The sequence below is a fragment of the Psychrobacillus sp. AK 1817 genome (genome assembly GCF_008807035.1).
GTDB classification, from domain to species: Bacteria; Bacillota; Bacilli; order Bacillales_A; family Planococcaceae; genus Psychrobacillus; species Psychrobacillus faecigallinarum.
The window spans coordinates 2,118,753-2,135,126 of the sequence record NZ_CP031739.1 but is presented as its reverse complement, the minus strand read 5'-3'; the positions used below and the strand labels follow the sequence as shown (position 1 = coordinate 2,135,126).

Below are 16,374 nucleotides of genomic sequence, written 5' to 3'. Positions count from 1 at the left end.
TACCCCGTCAGGTATGAAGGAGATTGAGATGGAAAAGAAAAGAACTACGATAGTTTTATTCAGTGGTGATTATGATAAGGCGATGGCAGCATACATTATTGCAAACGGTGCAGCAGCTTACGATCATGAGGTTACAATATTTCACACATTTTGGGGAATAAATGCGCTACGTAAACAACAGCATATTGAGGTTAAAAAAGGATTTTTAGAAAAAATGTTTGGCAAAATGATGCCGAGGGGAGCAGAGCAGCTTGGACTATCTAAAATGCAGATGGCTGGTATGGGACCTAAAATGATTAAGCATGTCATGAAAAAGCATAATGCACTTTCTTTAACTCAGTTAATAGAGATGGCACAGGAGCAAGATATAAAATTAGTTTCTTGTACTATGACGATGGATTTGCTGGGATTACAACAAGAAGAATTACTCGATGGTGTTCAGTATGCGGGAGTAGCAGCGTACTTGGCTGACGCTGAAGATGGCACTGTAAATCTATTTATATAGGAGAGAGACAAATGGAATGGATATTTGTTGCATTGGTAGTAGTATTTTTTGCATGGAAGATGTTGCCTGCAAAGGGTATTAAAAATATTACTACTACAGAGCTGAAAAATATATTAAATGACAAAGATAAATTCTTCATAGATGTGAGGACTCCGGCTGAATATAAAGGGAGAAACATTCGACAGTTTAAAAATATCCCATTGGGATCTAAATTGGATGAGCTACCGAAAGATAAAGAGATTGTAGTGATTTGTCAAAGTGGTATGCGTAGTAGTAATGCGTGTAAACAATTAAAAAAAATAGGCTATGATCGTGTCACAAATGTCCGTGGTGGCATGAGTGCATGGAGATAAGAGGAGGAAGTTTAAATGAAAGAGATAACAGCAAAAGAATTAGAACAAAAACTAGTAAAGGGTGAGAAAGTAAATTTAATTGACGTGCGAGAAGTAGATGAAGTGGAGCAAGGAGCAATACCAGGGATTATTCACATCCCACTAGGTCTGTTAGAATTTCGTATGAATGAGCTCTCGAAAAAAGATTCCTACGTTATTGTATGCCGATCTGGAGGTAGAAGTGGACGTGCCACACAGTTTTTAGATAGCCAAGGCTATGATGTTACAAATATGACTGGTGGAATGTTAGCTTGGGAAGGTGAAATAAACTAAAAAAATTTTTTCTAAAATATAATACCCTATTAGGTATGGAGGAGAGTATAAATGAGTTTAAAAGCAGATGTTCAATTAGATGCAAAAGGTTTGGCTTGTCCAATGCCTATAGTAAAGACAAAAAAGGTCATGGCTGGTTTAGAAGATGGTCAAATTTTAGAAGTTTCAGCTACGGACAAGGGCTCTAAGGCAGATCTTGCCGCGTGGTCTAAAACAGTGGGGCATCAATACATTGGAACAATTGAAGATGGGGATGTACTAAAGCATTACATTCGTAAATGTTCAAATGAGGCTATGGAAGAAAATCAGCATCAAGAAATCATTGCCTTGGATGAACTAATAGCAAAAGTGGCAGATGGAGGAACAATTTTAGATGTTCGCGAGACTGCTGAGTTTGCTTTTGGACACATAGATGGAGCTAAGTCTATTCCAATGGGCGAGTTAGAAGAAAGAATGGATGAACTTGATAAAGACTTGCCGGTTTATGTGATATGTAGAACAGGCAAGCGAAGCGATCTTGCAGCACAAACACTAGTGCAAAATGGATTTGCAAAAGTTTGGAATGTCATACCAGGTATGACAGAGTGGAGCGGAAGCGTTAAAAAAACAATTTAGGAGGAAAAATGATGACAAACAAAGTAGCAATCATAGCAAGTAATGGTGGACTTTTTGATGCATATAAAGTGTTCAATATAGCAACAGCTGCAGCAGCAACAGAAAAAGAGGTAGCAATATTTTTTACGTTCGAAGGGTTGAATTTAATCCATAAACAAGGAATGCAGGCATTACCAATGCCTGAAGGCAGAGAGAGCCTAGCGGAAGGGTTTAAAAACGCGAATATACCTAATATTCCTCAACTGGTGGAAATGTCGCAGGAATTAGGGGTTAAATTTATTGCTTGTCAAATGACTATGGATGTAATGGGATTAACAAAGGAGGATTTTGTTAATGGTATCGAAGTGGGAGGAGCAGTGACGTTTCTAGAATTTGCAAAAGACGCGTCTCCGACATTGACTTTCTAACCGTACAAAATGCTTAAAAATTTTTAACGAAAATAATACCTATGGGGGTAATTTGGACATGACAGTAACTAAATGGACAGCAGATATAATTGCAAAAAAAGTAATTAATAATGAAAATCTATTCATTTTAGATGTACGTAACACGGATGCATTTGCTGATTGGAAAATAGAAGGACATAAATTTAAATACTTAAATATACCTTATTTTGAATTACTGGATGGTGTAGAAGAAATTCTACCTCAGATACCTGATGACAAAGAGATTTTAGTCGTTTGTGCGAAGGAAGGGTCGTCCATTATGGTAGCAGAAATGCTTTCAGATGCAGGACGTGACGCTGCTTATCTACAAGGTGGGATGAAGGCATGGAGTGAATACCTCGAGCCAATTAAAGTGAGTGACCTACAGGATGGAGGCGAACTTTACCAATTTGTTCGTTTAGGAAAAGGCTGCTTATCTTATATGGTTATCTCTAATGGGGAAGCGGCAATTATAGATGCTACTCGCATGGCTGATGTATTTATCAATTTCGCAGCAAGTAAAAAAGCAAAGATTACACATATTTTTGATACGCATTTACATGCAGACCATATTTCTGGTGGCCGTCAAATTGCTGCGCAGACAGGTGCTACTTATTACTTGCCACCAAAGGACGCAGTAGAAGTCGTATTTGACTACACACCGTTAGTAGATGGTGAAAAAGTGGAAATTGGTCATACAACTATTGCTATCCAAGCAATTTATTCACCAGGGCATACAATAGGATCTACTTCTTTTATTGTAGATAACAAGTTTTTATTAACAGGTGATATCTTATTTATTGATTCCATAGGACGCCCAGATTTAGCTGGTCTGGCAGAAGACTGGGTTGGAGATTTAAGAGAAACATTGTATACACGCTATCGCGAGCTTTCAGATGATTTAATCGTTCTACCTGCTCACTTCATGATAATTGATGAATTAAATGTAGATGGAACTGTTGCGAAAAGATTAGGAGATTTGTTTTTAGAAAACCATGGTTTAAATATTGAGGATGAAAATAAATTCCGTAGCATTGTTACTGATAATCTTCCTCCACAACCTAATGCCTATCAAGAAATCCGTCAAGTCAATATGGGGAAAATAACGCCGACCTCAGAAGAACAAACAGAAATGGAAATAGGTCCAAACCGTTGTGCTGTACGCTAATTAGTCTAAAAAAAAACTATTTACTAAAAGGAGAAATGAAAAATGAATTCAACAAAAGTATTAGATGCAAAAGGTTTAGCTTGTCCAATGCCGATCGTTCGTACTAAAAAGGCAATGGATACAATTGAGTCCAGTGAAATATTAGAAGTACATGTAACCGATAAAGGAGCTTTGGCAGATATTCCTGCCTGGGCTTCATCTGGAGGTCACACTATTTTAGAGCAATTAGAGGAAGCTGGAGTTCTAAAGTTTTGGATTCAAAAAGCATAAGTGGATAGGGGGACCCTAGAGTGGTCCCCTTTTTTCATAAATAAGGAAACAAAAGCTGTTTTCAAAGTTTGTCTGTCTTTTCTTAAAAGGAGGAATAAATATGGATATACCTTGGATCATTACAATTTTTCTTATAGGATTTGTCGGTTCATATGTGTCTGGTATGCTAGGCATTGGGGGATCAATCATTAAATACCCGATGCTATTATATATACCAGTCATGTTCGGATTTACAGCATTTACATCACATGAGGTATCAGGGATTAGCGCAGTACAGGTGCTCTTTGCCTCTATAGCGGGTGTATGGGCTTACCGTAAAGGTGGATATTTAAATAAGTCACTTATTATTTATATGGGTGGAGCTATTTTAATAGGTAGTTTTGTAGGTAGCTTCGGTTCAAAGGGATTAACCGAGGAGACAGTTAACATTGTGTATGGCATTTTAGCGTTAATAGCGGCAGTCATGATGTTTGTACCAAAAAAACAGGTGGATGATAAGCCTTTAAATGAAGTCACCTTTAACAAGTTTTTAGCAGCTATTTTAGCTTTTATAGTAGGAATTGGATCGGGAATTGTAGGGGCAGCAGGTGGATTTCTGTTAGTGCCAATTATGCTAGTAGTATTAAAAATACCAACACGAATGACAATTGCTACAAGCTTAGCAATTACTTTTATATCTTCTATTGGTGCGACAATAGGTAAAGTATCAACGGGACAGGTTGAATATTATCCTGCAGTTATTATGATTGTAGCTAGTTTAATAGCAGCACCACTTGGAGCCAAAGCAGGCAAAAGAATGAATACGAAAGTTCTACAGTTCATACTTGCATTACTCATTTTAGGAACTGCCATTAAAATTTGGTTGGATATTTTATAGGATTATAAAGAAGTATCATTATTAATGATGTTGCAAACTATAGGCAAATTCAAAGAAATTTGAAACTGTCTATAGTCTTTTTTCGTTAGGCACTACGCTTTCTACGTGCATGGTTACACCCTTCTCCCTCCATGCAGAGACAGATGATAAAGATTTGTTTAAGCGCGAGTGTTACACTCGGAAAAGGCCATTGATACCTGGGATGTGAAACTCTTGGGTTATTTTGTCACGCTCTGAATTCATTCACAATAATGTCGTTTTATTTAATATGGGGGAATTACAGACCATTTCTAGACATTGTTTCTTTCTAGTCAATCATATACTATTAGATCACTATTTGATTTAGAATTTGTAATTTTTGTTAATATATCCCTTAGTGTAAATTGTATTATTGCTTACTATCCTTGAGAACAGTCGGATGAAAATGAAAGGAGGAATTTGAGAAGATTGGTTTTTATGAAAATAAAGAAATGTAATCTGAATACAAATAGTTAGGAGGGAAAGTGAAATGAAAAAGTTATTTTCTTTGTTTCTATTCTGTACTTTATTACTAGTTGCTTGTAGTGATGAGTCTGAAACGTCTGGTTCTAATGACAAAGGGGAAATAACCGTTTGGGCTCATCCATACACTGACAATCAAGAAAAAGAAGGAGAAATGTGGAAAGAGTTAATTGCTTCATATGAGGAGACTTCCGGTGTGAAAGTTAATTTTGAACAAATCCCTTGGGCTAATCGCGATTAAAAAATTTTGACTGCTCTTGCTGCCAATAATGGACCCGATGTGTTTTACGCCATTCCCGATCAGATGCCTCAATATGCAGAAGCAGGGATGCTCGTAGATCTAAGCCCTTATTTGGAAGACAATGATATGGACGATTTTGTAGAAAGCTCTTTAATCCCTACTAAATGGAAGGGGAAAATGTACGGTGTACCAATTCTTCAATCTGTCGAGACCTTTATGTACAATGTGGATGTAGTGAAAGCGATTGGAGAAGACCCTTCAAAGCTTCCTACCACTTGGGAAGAGTTTGAAAAATGGGCTGCTAAAGCTAAAGAAAAAGGTTATTATGCCTCTAGCTTTCAAGGCGGAGGTTCAATGAATGGGACACTTTACCCTTATCTATGGCAAGCAGGCGGTGAAATTCTTACAGAAGATAACAAAGTGTTGATTAATAACGAAAGCGGAGTAGAGGCATTTGAATTTATCAATAAAATTTATAACAACGGCTGGATTCCAAAGGACTCTATTACTGCTTTAGATCATGATGCATTATGGGATAGCGGAAAGCTGCTGTCTATTCAAGGGGCAGGGAAATCAGTTAGTAGAATGCTAGAAAAAGAGACGTTTGAGTTTGTGATAGCACCGCCATTAAAAAATAAAAAACAGGCTACTTATGGTACTACTGGAATGTTTGTTGTGCCAGTTAATTCAGATAATAAAGATGCCGCTGCAGAGTTTATAAAGGTAATCACCAATGCAGAAAATCAAAGGAAGTTTAATAGAGAAACCCAATTCATTCCTACTAGAGAATCGGCAAAGGATATTTACGATGATCAAAAATATTTAGCACAATTGGCCTCTTACACTCAATTTACACAGTCAGGGGTCATTCATCCGGAAGGGCGTAACATTATGCCTTTAATACAAGCGGAACTACAAACAATGTTAGAAGGCAAGAAAACTCCTAAAGAAGCTGCAGATGCAGCAGCCAAGGCAATTGAAGAAAAATTAAAATAAAGAAAAAGAGAGCTTAATCTTATTAATAGATTGAGCTCTCTTTAGTTAGAGAAGGGACTTCCTCAAACTTAGTACTATCATTCAAAGAGATAGAATCTGCGCTTCTGTTCTTTTCTTGTCTTTTCTCGATCCTTCTGAAGGCTCTAAAGCTCAACAAGGTTATGACGTAGGCAAGTAGGCTTCCAGAGAAAAGCGGGATTGCCCCAGGCAAAAATGTAAGAAAAAAATACATAGCAACTGTGCTTGCTAAAATGCCTAAAAGCTCTAATGGAGAGGTAATAGCTATGAGTAAAGATTGCTTTATGTACTCAATGTACTTTAAGTCAAAATGAACATAAACAGGAAAGAAAAACGATAAAATAAGAATACTAGAGAGAAGAATAAAAAATAGAATTGGTATTAAAAAAGTAAATTGACCATCATTTAACAGAATAAATTGAAAGTCAAAAACTAGAAAATAACCCACGAGAACAAAAATTAAGGCGTAGCCATTTGCCTTCCAGAAATCCTTTTTAAAAAATCTCCAATACGTAGAGAAAATTTTAATCGATTCATAGTTCTCTTTGTTTAGCAGTTTTCTAATAGTACTAAACAAAGCGATAGTAGAAGGAAATAAACCAAAAGCCCCTAACCCTACAATGCTAAAAAAAATCCATAAAAAATTTAAATAGATCAGTGAAAACATCCTATAGGCGATGTTATTAAAGCTATCCCAATTCAGAATATATCACGCCTTTCAATTCTCAAATTTAAAAGTTTAATATTAAATTGAGTTAATTTCGTAAATAGTTCTTTACCAATTAAACACGAAGATTCCTAATTTATTGATTGTAGCGACAGGTGCGGCGACTGCTGGATGAGTGAAACAGATAAGCCATCGCAAAAGGCTTATATCATAGTTCGATTGTTCGTGTTTTTTAAAAAAATAGGAATTATGAAATTGATTTAATTTTACTAAATAAAACATTTTATCAATTAAAGACTATTTATAGACATTGTCTCTTTATTACTAATCATATAAGATTAATTAAAAGTTAATTAATAATTTAGTAATTTCAGTATATTCAAAGGTGAGTAAAAAGTAAATATTTAAAAAAATTAATAATTTTGCTATGACAGCGCTTACTATTTTACGGAATAAGAAGTAGAACTTTTTATTGAGTATTTTTCTAGTTAAGTGATTAGCTCCATTTGCTAGAGACATAGGCACTGGCTACTTTTCTTATTAAAAGGATTAGCTTATTTGAAGGGAGGTAGTCTTTTAAAAATAGCTAGTTGTCCGCTCTAAGAGAAAATCGTTATAAATGGGAAGGGGTAAATGAAATGAAAAAGCTGTGGTTCTTTTTATTGTTATTAATATTTAGTGCTCTAATGGTAGCTTGTAGTGAGGAAGATGCTTCGGATGCGGGTGAAAAGATAGAAACTTCCGGAGAAGCAGGAAATAAAGAAGATGGTTTCTCAGGGGAAATAACAGTTTGGGCACACCCTTTTACAGGTGACCAGGAAGTAGAAGGTAAGATGTGGAAGGAAATAATTAGTTCTTATGAAGAAACTACTGGAGTGAAAGTGAACTTTGAACAAATACCTTGGGCGAATCGTGACCAAAAAGTGCTGACTGCTTTAGCAGCTAATAATGGGCCAGATGTATTCTATGCTATTCCTGACCAAATGCCGCAATATGCCGAAGCGGGGATGTTATTGGATCTTAATCCATATTTAAAAGATAATGACATGGAAGATTTTGTGGAGAGTGCATTAGTTTCAACTACTTGGAAGGATAAGGTATATGGATTACCAATTCTTCAGGAAGCATATACATTCCTATATAACGTGGACATAATTAAAGAAATTGGAGAAGACCCATCAAAGCTTCCAGCAACTTGGGCAGAATTTGAAAAATGGGCTGAAAAAGCAAAAGAAAAAGGATATTATGCATCTAGCTTCCAAGGCGGTGGTTCGATGAATGGAACGTTGTATCCATATCTATGGCAAGCAGGTGGAGAAGTGCTTACAGCTGACAATGAAGTAATGATTAACAGCGATGCTGGAGTAGAAGCCTTCGAATTTATCAACAAAATGTATAAAAATGAGTGGATTCCAAAGGATTCTATTACTGCATTAGAGCACGACGCTTTATGGGATAGCAGTAAAATGCTTTCTGTTCAAGGATCTGGGGCATCAATTAGCCGTATGTTAAGTAAAGATACATTTGAATTTGTTATTGCACCTCCATTAAAGAACAAAAAACAAGTTACTTATGGAACTACTGGTATGTTCGTAGTACCTATTAACTCAGAAAATCCAGATGCGGCAGCTGAATTTGTAAAAATTATGACGAGTGCAGAAAACCAACGTAAATTTAATCAGGTTACTCAGTACATTCCAACACGTGAATCTGCAAAGGATATCTTTGGAGAGCAGAAGTATCTAGCTCAGCTAGCAACTTATACTGAGTTTGCAATGCCGGGGGTTATACATCCAGAAGGACGTAACATCATGCCGTTAATCCAAGCGGAGCTTCAAACAATGATGGAAGGCAAGAAAACTCCAAAAGAGGCAGCGGATGCAGCAGCTGAAGCGATTAAAGGAAAAGTAAAATAAATCTAATAGAGAGTTTGATCTAAAACAGATCAAGCTCTCTATTGATTAATTTACATAAGAAAGGGTGTTTACACTGGTAAATACATTAGGTAAGCCTTTAGTGTCCAAGAAAAGCGGGATGACTCTTCGGGCAAGATTAAAAAGACAGTGGGATCGTAATGCGATCGTCTATATTTTTCTTATCCCCATATTAATACATTTTGCTATTTTCCAAGTGTATCCATTCCTTTTGAGCTTCTATTTGACTTTTATGGATTGGAAGGTAATTGGAGATCCAGAATTTGTAGGTCTTAAACATTGGGAATATTTTTTAAGCGATAAGCTCGCATGGAAAGCCATATGGAACACAGTAAAATTCTCCGTATATTATATAGTACCAACAATGGCTGTAGGACTGATACTTGCTTTAATTATTAATTCAGGAGTAAAGATGGCTGGATTCTTTAAAGGGATATTTTTCTTGCCGGTTGTTACCTCTTTTGTAATTATTGCCGGTATATGGGGTTGGTTATTTAGAGGAACAGAAGAAGGGATGATTAACTATCTAATAGGCTTAATAGGCATTGAGCCTCAATTATTTTTATCTGATTCTAGCCAGGCTTTACCAGTGTTAGCAGCACTAAGCGTTTTTAAAGTAGCAGGCAGCACAATGATTTATTATTTTGCAGGACTTCAATCAATAGATAAGGGTTTATATGAAGCTGCCAAAATGGATGGGGCATCCACTACTAAAATCTTTTGGAAGGTAACTTTTCCTTTATTGAAGCCTATACACTTTTATGTTGCCATTACGACAACCATTGGCTCTTTCCAAATCTTTGACTCTGCCTACCTATTAACAGGTGGCGGTCCAAATTATGCAACGACGACGATTGTTTATTACTTATACAATCAAGGCTTTACTAGCTTAAATTTAAGCTATGCAGCAGTACTTTCCTATGTGTTATTCTTCATCATCCTAATGATCTCTCTTTTACAAAGAAGGTTCTTAGGGAAAGAATCTAATCTCTATTAGAAGGGGGATGAAAAACTATGAAAAAGGTTATTTCCTACATTGCTTTGTTATTGTTAGGGTTTTGTTTTCTCATGCCCTTTATCATTATGATTTTAGGCTCCTTTAAAAATGTAGAGTATGCCCAACTAGATCCACTTTTTTGGATACCAGATGAACCAACTCTAAAAAACTATTTATATATTATGAGAGACGGTCTATTTGTCAGATGGATTTTCAACTCCATAGTTATCACAGTTATCCCGGTAGCTAGTCAAATGATTTTCTGTGCAATTTTAGGATATATTTTTGCGAAGAAAAAATTCTTCGGGAGAGAATTTATATTTTGGGTATTTATGGGGGTTATTATGATTCCTCAGCAATTGCTAATCATTCCAAAATATATTATGTTCTCTGATTTTGGATGGATCAACACCTATTGGGCACTCATTGTTCCTGAGCTTTGGGGAATCATGGGAGTATTCCTAGTAAGACAGTTTTTACAGGGAATACCAAATGATTTAGAAGAGGCTGCCTATATAGACGGAGCAAATGATTTACAAATATTCTTTAAAGTTATTTTGCCACTTTCTATTCCAGTAGTAGCTACTGTAGGAACATTTGCCTTTATATCAAACTGGAACGATTTATTTCAACCACTAATTTATTTAACGCAGGAAAAAATGTTCCCAGTAACACTAGGATTGGCGTCCATGCTAGGGAAGGAAGGTAACTTTGGAATAGAAATGGCTGGTTCAGCAGTTTCCTTTATACCAACCTTTCTTATTTTCCTGTTTTTCCAACGATATTTCACAGAAGGAATACAAATGTCAGGTTTGAAATAATGAAGCCTAACTGAATAGGTTTTGAAGTAAGGAGTGAGTGAAGTGAAGTCAGTTATTGCTAAAGATCAAAAGGTTTTTATAGAGGACAGACCCAAAATGGATATTATGCCTTCCTTTCTTTTGATTAAAACGTTGTACAGTGCGATTTCTCCAGGAACGGAGCTAAGCTTAATAACAGCAAGCAATGAAAGAGAGATTTCCTTAGGCTATAGCGCAGTTGGTATTGTGGAGGAATGCGGTGATGGTATAACCGGCTTTCAAAGAGGAGATATAGTCGCTTGCTATGGAGCACCTTACGTAGGACATTCCGAGTATCTATGTGTGCCAATGACCTTATGTGCGAAAGTGCCACAGGGGATGGATCCAAAAGAAGCATCTCTAGCTGGAATTGGAGCAATCGCTATTCATGCACTTCGAGTAGCTAAATTAGCCTTTGGAGAAATAGTAGTGATTGTTGGTCTTGGATTGTTAGGGCAAATGATTGCAAAGATTGCTCATGCTGCAGCTTACGATGTTATTGCTTTCGATACACAAGCAGAGCGAGGAGCTATGTTAACAGAAGAGTCAGGAATTACTTCCTTTTCTAAGCTAGAGGAGATGGAAGAAGAGATTAAAAAGCACACTGCCAACAGAGGAGCAGATGCTGTACTGCTTTGTACAGGCGGCAAGAGAACTAGACTTACAGGACAAAGCTTAGAGTGGATACGCGGTCAAGGAAAAATAGTTATTGTAGGAGATGTCGAGCCGGATTTCCCTAGGGAATTAATGTTTGGAAAAGAGGCTCAAATTCTTATATCCAGGGCAGGGGGCCAGGGAGATATGATCCTGTCTATGAGAAGCAGGCGGTGGACTATCCTTATGGATATGTAAGGTGGACAGAGGGAAGAAATGTAGCGGAATATTTAAGACTAGTAAAAGAAAAGCGTATTAAGATTGATTCATTTATAACAGAAGAAGTGAACATAGATCAGGCGCCAGCTGCATATAAAGATTTGATTAATAAGAAATCGAAAACTTTGACGAAGCTTATTAGTTTTCGATAGGTAGATTTTTATAAGTTGAGAGGAGAGTTTTAATGTTAAAGGTTGGTGTAATTGGTGGAGGGTCTATTTCGCAATTTCATATTACCCCTTATATCCTACATAAGCAGGTAGAACTAATAGCATTATGTGATCAAAATGAACAAAGGCTTACGGAGTGTGGACACCAATATGGGGTCACTCATTTGTATTCTAACTATAAAGAGTTATTAGCCAACAAAGATGTGGATGCTGTAAGTATTTGTACATGGAATAATACTCACGCTGAAATAGCTATTGCAGCAATGGAAGCTGGAAAACATGTGTTAGTTGAGAAACCATTATGTATGACGGTAGAAGAGGCTTTAGCAGTGGAAGCTGCAGCAGAAAAATCTGGAAAGGTTTTACTAGTCGGCTTTGTTAGAAGACATGGTGATAACACGAATCTCTTAAAAGAATTTATAGATCAAGATTATTTAGGAGAAATTTATTATGCAAAGGCTTCTTGTTTAAGAAGGTTAGGCAATCCAGGTGGCTGGTTTAGTGATAAGTCTAAATCCGGGGGAGGAGCTCTCATGGATTTGGGTGTTCATATGATTGATATATGCTGGTATATGATGGGGAAACCACGTCCGATTTCAGTTAGCGGCAATACCTACTCGAAATTAGGTAACCGCAGTAATATTAAGAATCTTTCCTTTTACAAGGCTGCTGATTATGATTCCTCTTTAAATAATGTAGAAGATTTAGCAAATGCATTGATTCGTTTTGAAAACGGTGCTTCCTTAGCTGTAGATGTGAGTTTTACGCTTCAGGCAAAGGAGGATCAACTGAGCGTGAAATTGTATGGAAACAAAGGTGGAGCTGAAATAGAACCAGAGCTGGTTATTGTAACAGAGCAGAACGATACGATTTTGAATATACTTCCTCAGGTTGACAATAAAAGCTTTGACTTCGCTGGATCCTTTACAAATGAAATTAATCATTTTGTAGAATGTTGCTTGGAAGGCAAATCTCCTGTTGCTCCTGTTGAAGACGGGGTAGAAGTAATGAAAATGTTAAATGCTATCTATGAGTCGGCTCAAACTGGTAAAGAAGTTTATTTGTGAGCATTTGGTTCAATTAGAGAAAGGGCTTGAAAATATGGGTAGACAAATCGCAGATTTCCCATTAAACCAACTTAAAGTATATCAACCAAAGCTTATTCACAAGCCGTCAGATTTTGGTGAATTTTGGGTCGAACAACAGCAACAAATAAATAGCTTGCAGCCGAAGGTCTCAATCGATTGGAAGGAGTATGTGATTCCTACAATGGAGGTCGCGGATTTGTTGTTTGTAAGCTGGGATGGTACACCGTTAAAAGGGTGGGCCATAAAACCAAAGGGAGTAGATCAGTGTCCTGTAATGCTGAGTATTCATGGTTACACAGGTAGCCGTGGATTACCTTTGGATTACGTAAAGTGGGTTTCTATGGGCATTGCAGTTTATGCATTTGATGTCCGCGCACAAGGTAGTTCTCCGGACTATGCTAAATATAACAATGGGGGTAGGACACTGGGCTGGATGTTGAATGGTATTCATGAGCCTGAAAATTATTATTATACGAACGTGTATAAGGATCTTTTATTTCAGCTCAATTGGATAAGGTCGTCTGAAACTCCAATTGAGCCAACGAGGATTGGACTTCTTGGAAGTTCCCAAGGAGGAGGATTAGCTCTAGGTCTTGCAGGATTGGATCAAGGGGTAGAGCTAGTTGTTGCAGATTATCCATTCCTAGCAAACTTTGAGCGAGCAATAGAGATTTCTCAAGCAGGTCCTTATCTGGAGTTTGTGAATTATTTTAAGTATACAGATCCGCAATATGAAACCTATGAATCAGTAATGCAAACACTAGGCTATATAGATTGTGTCCACTTTTGTGATTCTATTATTTGCCCGACCTTAATATCTATTGGACTGGAGGATCCTGTTACCCCTCCCTCTACTGTCTTTGCAGCCTATAATCATTTACGAACATCAAATAAGGAAATTGAAATCTATCCTCAATACGCACATGAGGTAAATCCCTTTCATGAAGAAAAGAAACTAGAGTTTGTAAGAAAGAATTGGTTGGAGTGATAGATAGGGGGTCAGATGATGAAAATCAGTATAAGTATGTATAGTTTAGCTTCTACTCTCCAACGAGAGAGTTGGAGAGTAACAGAATTTATTGAGTATGCAAAAACGATCTCCTTGGACGGGGTAGAGCTGTTAGATATTTACTGGCAAAACCCAGCAAATAAAGATGAAGAAATTAAGGAAATTGTCGAGAACTTAGAGCGAAACAATCTAGAAGTTTCAGCTTATGATATTACGAATAATTTCGTTCATCAAAAAAAGATTGAGCGGAAAGCTGAGGTCGAGAAGGTAATTGAGGGCATTCGTGTGGCCAAAGAATTGAATGCTAATACTGTTCGTGTTTTCTGCGGGGATATTAGAGAGGGTCTTATCTACGAAGAATGTTTTGATTGGATAATTGAAGGTTTAAAAGAAAGTGCAAAAATAGCTGAACAAGAAAAGATAGTCTTAGCTGTTGAGAACCATGGTTTACTAGCAGGAAAAAGTCTACAAATTCATGAAATTCTTAGAGCAGTCAACAGTCCGTATGTGAAGTCAACCTTTGATACGGGTAACTTCTTATTAGTCCATGAGGAGCCTACGAAAGCATTTGATCGACTTAAGCAAGAAATTGCTCATGTTCACTTTAAGGATTTTAGAGAAAAGTCCATTCATGAAAGCGTAAAAGGATTCCGTTCTACAGAAGGAAAAGAGTTAATTGGAGTTATCCCAGGAGATGGGAAAGTTGATCTTGCCTATATAGTAGAGGGGTTAAAAAAATATGGTTACCAGGATTGGCTCTCAATCGAGTATGAAGGTTTTGAGGATGTAAAAATGGCTAACGAGGAAGCTGTACGCCGTCTGAGAAAGCTGTTGAAATGAAGGAGTGAAACATTATGAGTGTTATTTTGAGTAGCTTTAACAATATAGAATTAGCGCAGGCAGATAAACTTCATTCTGTTGAACAACAAGTGATGATTAATAGTAAAAAAAGTTCTTTTGTGATGGATGCGACAGAGTCAAATTTAAGAGCCCTAGAAAAAAGAGGACATGAGTTTTATATTCCGTCAGACTTACTTAAGCATGTGAATGAGGATAGTAATGCTAAAGTATATTTTGACTTAGAGTGTCATCCATTTTATCAAAAGATAAAAGAAGTTATAGAAAAAGGTATTACATCAAACGGTGTGTTTCGTTTTCGAAGAATATCCAAAGGGAATAACCCCCAGCTTATAGCAGATGACCTTTACGTCCTGTCCTTATTATTTGGTGAACCTAAAGAGAAACACATAAAAAAGAGTAAGCTTGAGACTGTAATAAGGCATATTATTCTGATGATCCGTTTTGAAAGTGGAGTCATGGCCCATGTGGAATTTACGTTTGCTAATGTTAATCGTATTGAATTGGAATGGAGTGGCATCAAACAGATAGTTGAATTTGATAGTGAGAATTTGAGGGGGCAATTACTCCCGCTACAATACTCTGCTAACGATTTAGTCTCCTCTGCTAAGAAGATAGATGCTGTGCTTATGGACAAAGTGCGATATTATAAGAATTTTGTAGCTGGGGGTGCACTTATATGAAGGTAGGTATGATGAGTTTTGCTCATATGCATGCAAACAGTTATGCTGATGCACTAACAAAAATTAAAGATGTGCAGATTGTTGCTGTTTTTGATGATTTGGTGGAGAGAGGGCAAAAGGCAGCTGCTTTGTTTGATACAGAATATTATATGGATCAGGAATTATTTCTTTCCTTAGAGATGGACGCAGTTATCATTTGTAGTGAAAATATTCGCCATAAAGAGATGGTGATAAGTGCCGCAAAAGCAAAAAAACATATTTTATGTGAAAAGCCTATCGCCACTAACATAGAAGATGCAAAGGAAATGATACAAGTGTGCCAAGAACAAGGCGTCATTCTGCAAATAGCGTACCCAGTTAGATTTAGTTCTCCGATTCAACATTTAAAAGGGATGATTGAAAAGGGAGAGTTAGGAGATATTATTGCTTTTCGTACGACTAACAGAGGACAAAACCCTGGTGGCTGGTTTATAGAGGAAGAAAAGGCTGGAGGGGGAGCAGTACTTGATCATACTGTACATATGGTGGATATTATGCGTTGGTATGTGAACGAGGAAATTACGGAAGTGTCTGCTATAGTTGACTCTTATTTTCATCATATTGAAATAGATGATGCTGGTTTACTGACGTTAGAGTTTGCAAACGGAGTAATAGCCTCTCATGATCCAAGTTGGTCAAGATTCTCTGAGTATCCTGCTTGGGGTGATGCAACAATAGAAGTTATTGGTACCAAACAAATTGTTAAGGTAGATGCCTTTAAGGAGCATTTCCGTATGTTTATTAGTGGAGTAAAGTCTCTTGAGCATGTTTTTTATGGAAATGACATGGACTTTGGATTAATACAGGACTTTATTCGATGTGTAAAAGAGGGAAGAGAGCCATCGGTTACTGGCTATGACGGCTTAAAATCACTAGAGGTTGCCTTGGCCGCATATGAATCCAGCAAACTAAAACAACCAATTAAATTATAGATTA

General features: G+C 37.0%; 21 protein-coding genes. 20 read left to right on the top strand and 1 reads right to left on the bottom strand.

Annotated features, from left to right (window positions below; all coding sequences use genetic code 11):
• The first annotated feature begins 28 nt into the window (after nt 1-28).
• From D0S48_RS10550 to D0S48_RS10510, 10 genes are all read left to right on the top strand, one after another.
• Nucleotides 29-505 carry a DsrE/DsrF/DrsH-like family protein gene (locus tag D0S48_RS10550; RefSeq protein WP_144538463.1) on the top strand — a complete coding sequence of 159 codons (477 nt, stop codon included), beginning with the start codon at nt 29-31 and terminating at the stop codon, nt 503-505.
• A gap of 11 nt (nt 506-516) precedes the next feature.
• Nucleotides 517-858 (top strand): rhodanese-like domain-containing protein, encoded by a 342-nt coding sequence (locus tag D0S48_RS10545; protein WP_144538464.1) that lies wholly within the window; start codon nt 517-519, stop codon nt 856-858.
• Nucleotides 859-873: 15 nt separating this feature from the next.
• On the top strand, nt 874-1,170 hold the full coding sequence (locus tag D0S48_RS10540; protein ID WP_144538465.1) for a rhodanese-like domain-containing protein: 297 nt from the start codon (nt 874-876) through the stop codon (nt 1,168-1,170).
• Between the two features lie 51 nt (nt 1,171-1,221).
• Nucleotides 1,222-1,785 carry a sulfurtransferase TusA family protein gene (locus D0S48_RS10535; protein WP_144538466.1) on the top strand — a complete coding sequence of 188 codons (564 nt, stop codon included), beginning with the start codon at nt 1,222-1,224 and terminating at the stop codon, nt 1,783-1,785.
• Between the two features lie 11 nt (nt 1,786-1,796).
• Nucleotides 1,797-2,192, top strand: coding sequence for a DsrE/DsrF/DrsH-like family protein (locus D0S48_RS10530; protein WP_144538467.1), 396 nt, complete (start codon nt 1,797-1,799; stop codon nt 2,190-2,192).
• A 58-nt stretch (nt 2,193-2,250) separates the two neighbouring features.
• A complete protein-coding gene (locus D0S48_RS10525) occupies nt 2,251-3,378 on the top strand; it encodes an MBL fold metallo-hydrolase (RefSeq protein WP_144538468.1) in 1,128 nt (375 codons plus the stop codon).
• Nucleotides 3,379-3,420: 42 nt separating this feature from the next.
• Complete coding sequence (locus tag D0S48_RS10520) at nt 3,421-3,648, top strand: sulfurtransferase TusA family protein (protein ID WP_151111570.1); 228 nt, start codon at nt 3,421-3,423, stop codon at nt 3,646-3,648.
• A 100-nt stretch (nt 3,649-3,748) separates the two neighbouring features.
• Nucleotides 3,749-4,525, top strand: a complete 777-nt coding sequence (locus D0S48_RS10515) for a sulfite exporter TauE/SafE family protein (protein ID WP_151111568.1) — start codon at nt 3,749-3,751, stop codon at nt 4,523-4,525.
• Nucleotides 4,526-5,033: 508 nt separating this feature from the next.
• The gene (locus D0S48_RS20955) at nt 5,034-5,267 is read left to right on the top strand and encodes a hypothetical protein (protein WP_225321604.1); all 234 of its coding nucleotides are present in this window, start codon (nt 5,034-5,036) and stop codon (nt 5,265-5,267) included.
• Nucleotides 5,268-5,273: 6 nt separating this feature from the next.
• Nucleotides 5,274-6,263 (top strand): ABC transporter substrate-binding protein, encoded by a 990-nt coding sequence (locus tag D0S48_RS10510; RefSeq protein ID WP_225321603.1) that lies wholly within the window; start codon nt 5,274-5,276, stop codon nt 6,261-6,263.
• Nucleotides 6,264-6,285: 22 nt separating this feature from the next.
• Here D0S48_RS10510 and D0S48_RS21335 read toward each other — a convergent pair whose 3' ends face one another.
• Entirely contained in the window at nt 6,286-6,948 is a 663-nt protein-coding gene (locus D0S48_RS21335; RefSeq protein ID WP_151111566.1) for a YesL family protein, read from the bottom strand.
• A 638-nt stretch (nt 6,949-7,586) separates the two neighbouring features.
• On the opposite strand from D0S48_RS21335, the gene D0S48_RS10500 reads away from it, so the two are divergent.
• The 10 genes from D0S48_RS10500 to D0S48_RS10460 all read left to right on the top strand — a co-directional run bounded on the left by D0S48_RS10500 (nt 7,587) and on the right by D0S48_RS10460 (nt 16,370).
• Nucleotides 7,587-8,864, top strand: coding sequence for a sugar ABC transporter substrate-binding protein (locus D0S48_RS10500; RefSeq protein WP_151111564.1), 1,278 nt, complete (start codon nt 7,587-7,589; stop codon nt 8,862-8,864).
• 118 nt (nt 8,865-8,982) lie between these two features.
• Complete coding sequence (locus D0S48_RS10495) at nt 8,983-9,879, top strand: carbohydrate ABC transporter permease (RefSeq protein ID WP_151113792.1); 897 nt, start codon at nt 8,983-8,985, stop codon at nt 9,877-9,879.
• A 17-nt stretch (nt 9,880-9,896) separates the two neighbouring features.
• Nucleotides 9,897-10,700 carry a carbohydrate ABC transporter permease gene (locus tag D0S48_RS10490; RefSeq protein ID WP_144538474.1) on the top strand — a complete coding sequence of 268 codons (804 nt, stop codon included), beginning with the start codon at nt 9,897-9,899 and terminating at the stop codon, nt 10,698-10,700.
• Between the two features lie 42 nt (nt 10,701-10,742).
• Complete coding sequence (locus D0S48_RS10485; protein ID WP_370455670.1) at nt 10,743-11,570, top strand: zinc-dependent alcohol dehydrogenase; 828 nt, start codon at nt 10,743-10,745, stop codon at nt 11,568-11,570.
• A complete protein-coding gene (locus D0S48_RS21330) occupies nt 11,546-11,743 on the top strand; it encodes a hypothetical protein (RefSeq protein WP_370455669.1) in 198 nt (65 codons plus the stop codon). The genes D0S48_RS10485 and D0S48_RS21330 overlap by 25 nt, the downstream gene beginning before the upstream one ends.
• A 32-nt stretch (nt 11,744-11,775) precedes the next feature.
• Nucleotides 11,776-12,828: a Gfo/Idh/MocA family protein gene (locus D0S48_RS10480; protein ID WP_144538476.1), complete on the top strand. Its 1,053-nt coding sequence runs from the start codon at nt 11,776-11,778 to the stop codon at nt 12,826-12,828.
• Between the two features lie 34 nt (nt 12,829-12,862).
• On the top strand, nt 12,863-13,837 hold the full coding sequence (locus D0S48_RS10475) for an acetylxylan esterase (RefSeq protein ID WP_144538477.1): 975 nt from the start codon (nt 12,863-12,865) through the stop codon (nt 13,835-13,837).
• A gap of 18 nt (nt 13,838-13,855) precedes the next feature.
• Nucleotides 13,856-14,698, top strand: coding sequence for a sugar phosphate isomerase/epimerase family protein (locus D0S48_RS10470; protein WP_151111560.1), 843 nt, complete (start codon nt 13,856-13,858; stop codon nt 14,696-14,698).
• 14 nt (nt 14,699-14,712) lie between these two features.
• Complete coding sequence (locus tag D0S48_RS10465) at nt 14,713-15,399, top strand: hypothetical protein (protein WP_151111559.1); 687 nt, start codon at nt 14,713-14,715, stop codon at nt 15,397-15,399.
• The gene (locus D0S48_RS10460) at nt 15,396-16,370 is read left to right on the top strand and encodes a Gfo/Idh/MocA family protein (RefSeq protein ID WP_151111557.1); all 975 of its coding nucleotides are present in this window, start codon (nt 15,396-15,398) and stop codon (nt 16,368-16,370) included. The genes D0S48_RS10465 and D0S48_RS10460 overlap by 4 nt, the downstream gene beginning before the upstream one ends.
• The last annotated feature ends 4 nt before the right edge of the window (nt 16,371-16,374 follow it).

Excerpts from the sequence above, each read along its gene's own strand:
- D0S48_RS10475 (WP_144538477.1), top strand. The coding sequence starts at position 12,863 with ATGGGTAGACAAATCGCAGATTTCCCATTAAACCAACTTAAAGTATAT.
- D0S48_RS21335 (WP_151111566.1), bottom strand. The coding sequence starts at position 6,948 with ATGTTTTCACTGATCTATTTAAATTTTTTATGGATTTTTTTTAGCATT.
- D0S48_RS10530 (WP_144538467.1), top strand. The coding sequence starts at position 1,797 with ATGACAAACAAAGTAGCAATCATAGCAAGTAATGGTGGACTTTTTGAT.
- D0S48_RS10535 (WP_144538466.1), top strand. The coding sequence starts at position 1,222 with ATGAGTTTAAAAGCAGATGTTCAATTAGATGCAAAAGGTTTGGCTTGT.
- D0S48_RS10500 (WP_151111564.1), top strand. The coding sequence starts at position 7,587 with ATGAAAAAGCTGTGGTTCTTTTTATTGTTATTAATATTTAGTGCTCTA.
- D0S48_RS10460 (WP_151111557.1), top strand. The coding sequence starts at position 15,396 with ATGAAGGTAGGTATGATGAGTTTTGCTCATATGCATGCAAACAGTTAT.
- D0S48_RS10465 (WP_151111559.1), top strand. The coding sequence starts at position 14,713 with ATGAGTGTTATTTTGAGTAGCTTTAACAATATAGAATTAGCGCAGGCA.
- D0S48_RS10470 (WP_151111560.1), top strand. The coding sequence starts at position 13,856 with ATGAAAATCAGTATAAGTATGTATAGTTTAGCTTCTACTCTCCAACGA.
- D0S48_RS10520 (WP_151111570.1), top strand. The coding sequence starts at position 3,421 with ATGAATTCAACAAAAGTATTAGATGCAAAAGGTTTAGCTTGTCCAATG.
- D0S48_RS20955 (WP_225321604.1), top strand. The coding sequence starts at position 5,034 with ATGAAAAAGTTATTTTCTTTGTTTCTATTCTGTACTTTATTACTAGTT.
- D0S48_RS10495 (WP_151113792.1), top strand. The coding sequence starts at position 8,983 with ATGACTCTTCGGGCAAGATTAAAAAGACAGTGGGATCGTAATGCGATC.
- D0S48_RS10490 (WP_144538474.1), top strand. The coding sequence starts at position 9,897 with ATGAAAAAGGTTATTTCCTACATTGCTTTGTTATTGTTAGGGTTTTGT.
- D0S48_RS10545 (WP_144538464.1), top strand. The coding sequence starts at position 517 with ATGGAATGGATATTTGTTGCATTGGTAGTAGTATTTTTTGCATGGAAG.
- D0S48_RS10550 (WP_144538463.1), top strand. The coding sequence starts at position 29 with ATGGAAAAGAAAAGAACTACGATAGTTTTATTCAGTGGTGATTATGAT.
- D0S48_RS10540 (WP_144538465.1), top strand. The coding sequence starts at position 874 with ATGAAAGAGATAACAGCAAAAGAATTAGAACAAAAACTAGTAAAGGGT.
- D0S48_RS10480 (WP_144538476.1), top strand. The coding sequence starts at position 11,776 with ATGTTAAAGGTTGGTGTAATTGGTGGAGGGTCTATTTCGCAATTTCAT.
- D0S48_RS10525 (WP_144538468.1), top strand. The coding sequence starts at position 2,251 with ATGACAGTAACTAAATGGACAGCAGATATAATTGCAAAAAAAGTAATT.
- D0S48_RS10515 (WP_151111568.1), top strand. The coding sequence starts at position 3,749 with ATGGATATACCTTGGATCATTACAATTTTTCTTATAGGATTTGTCGGT.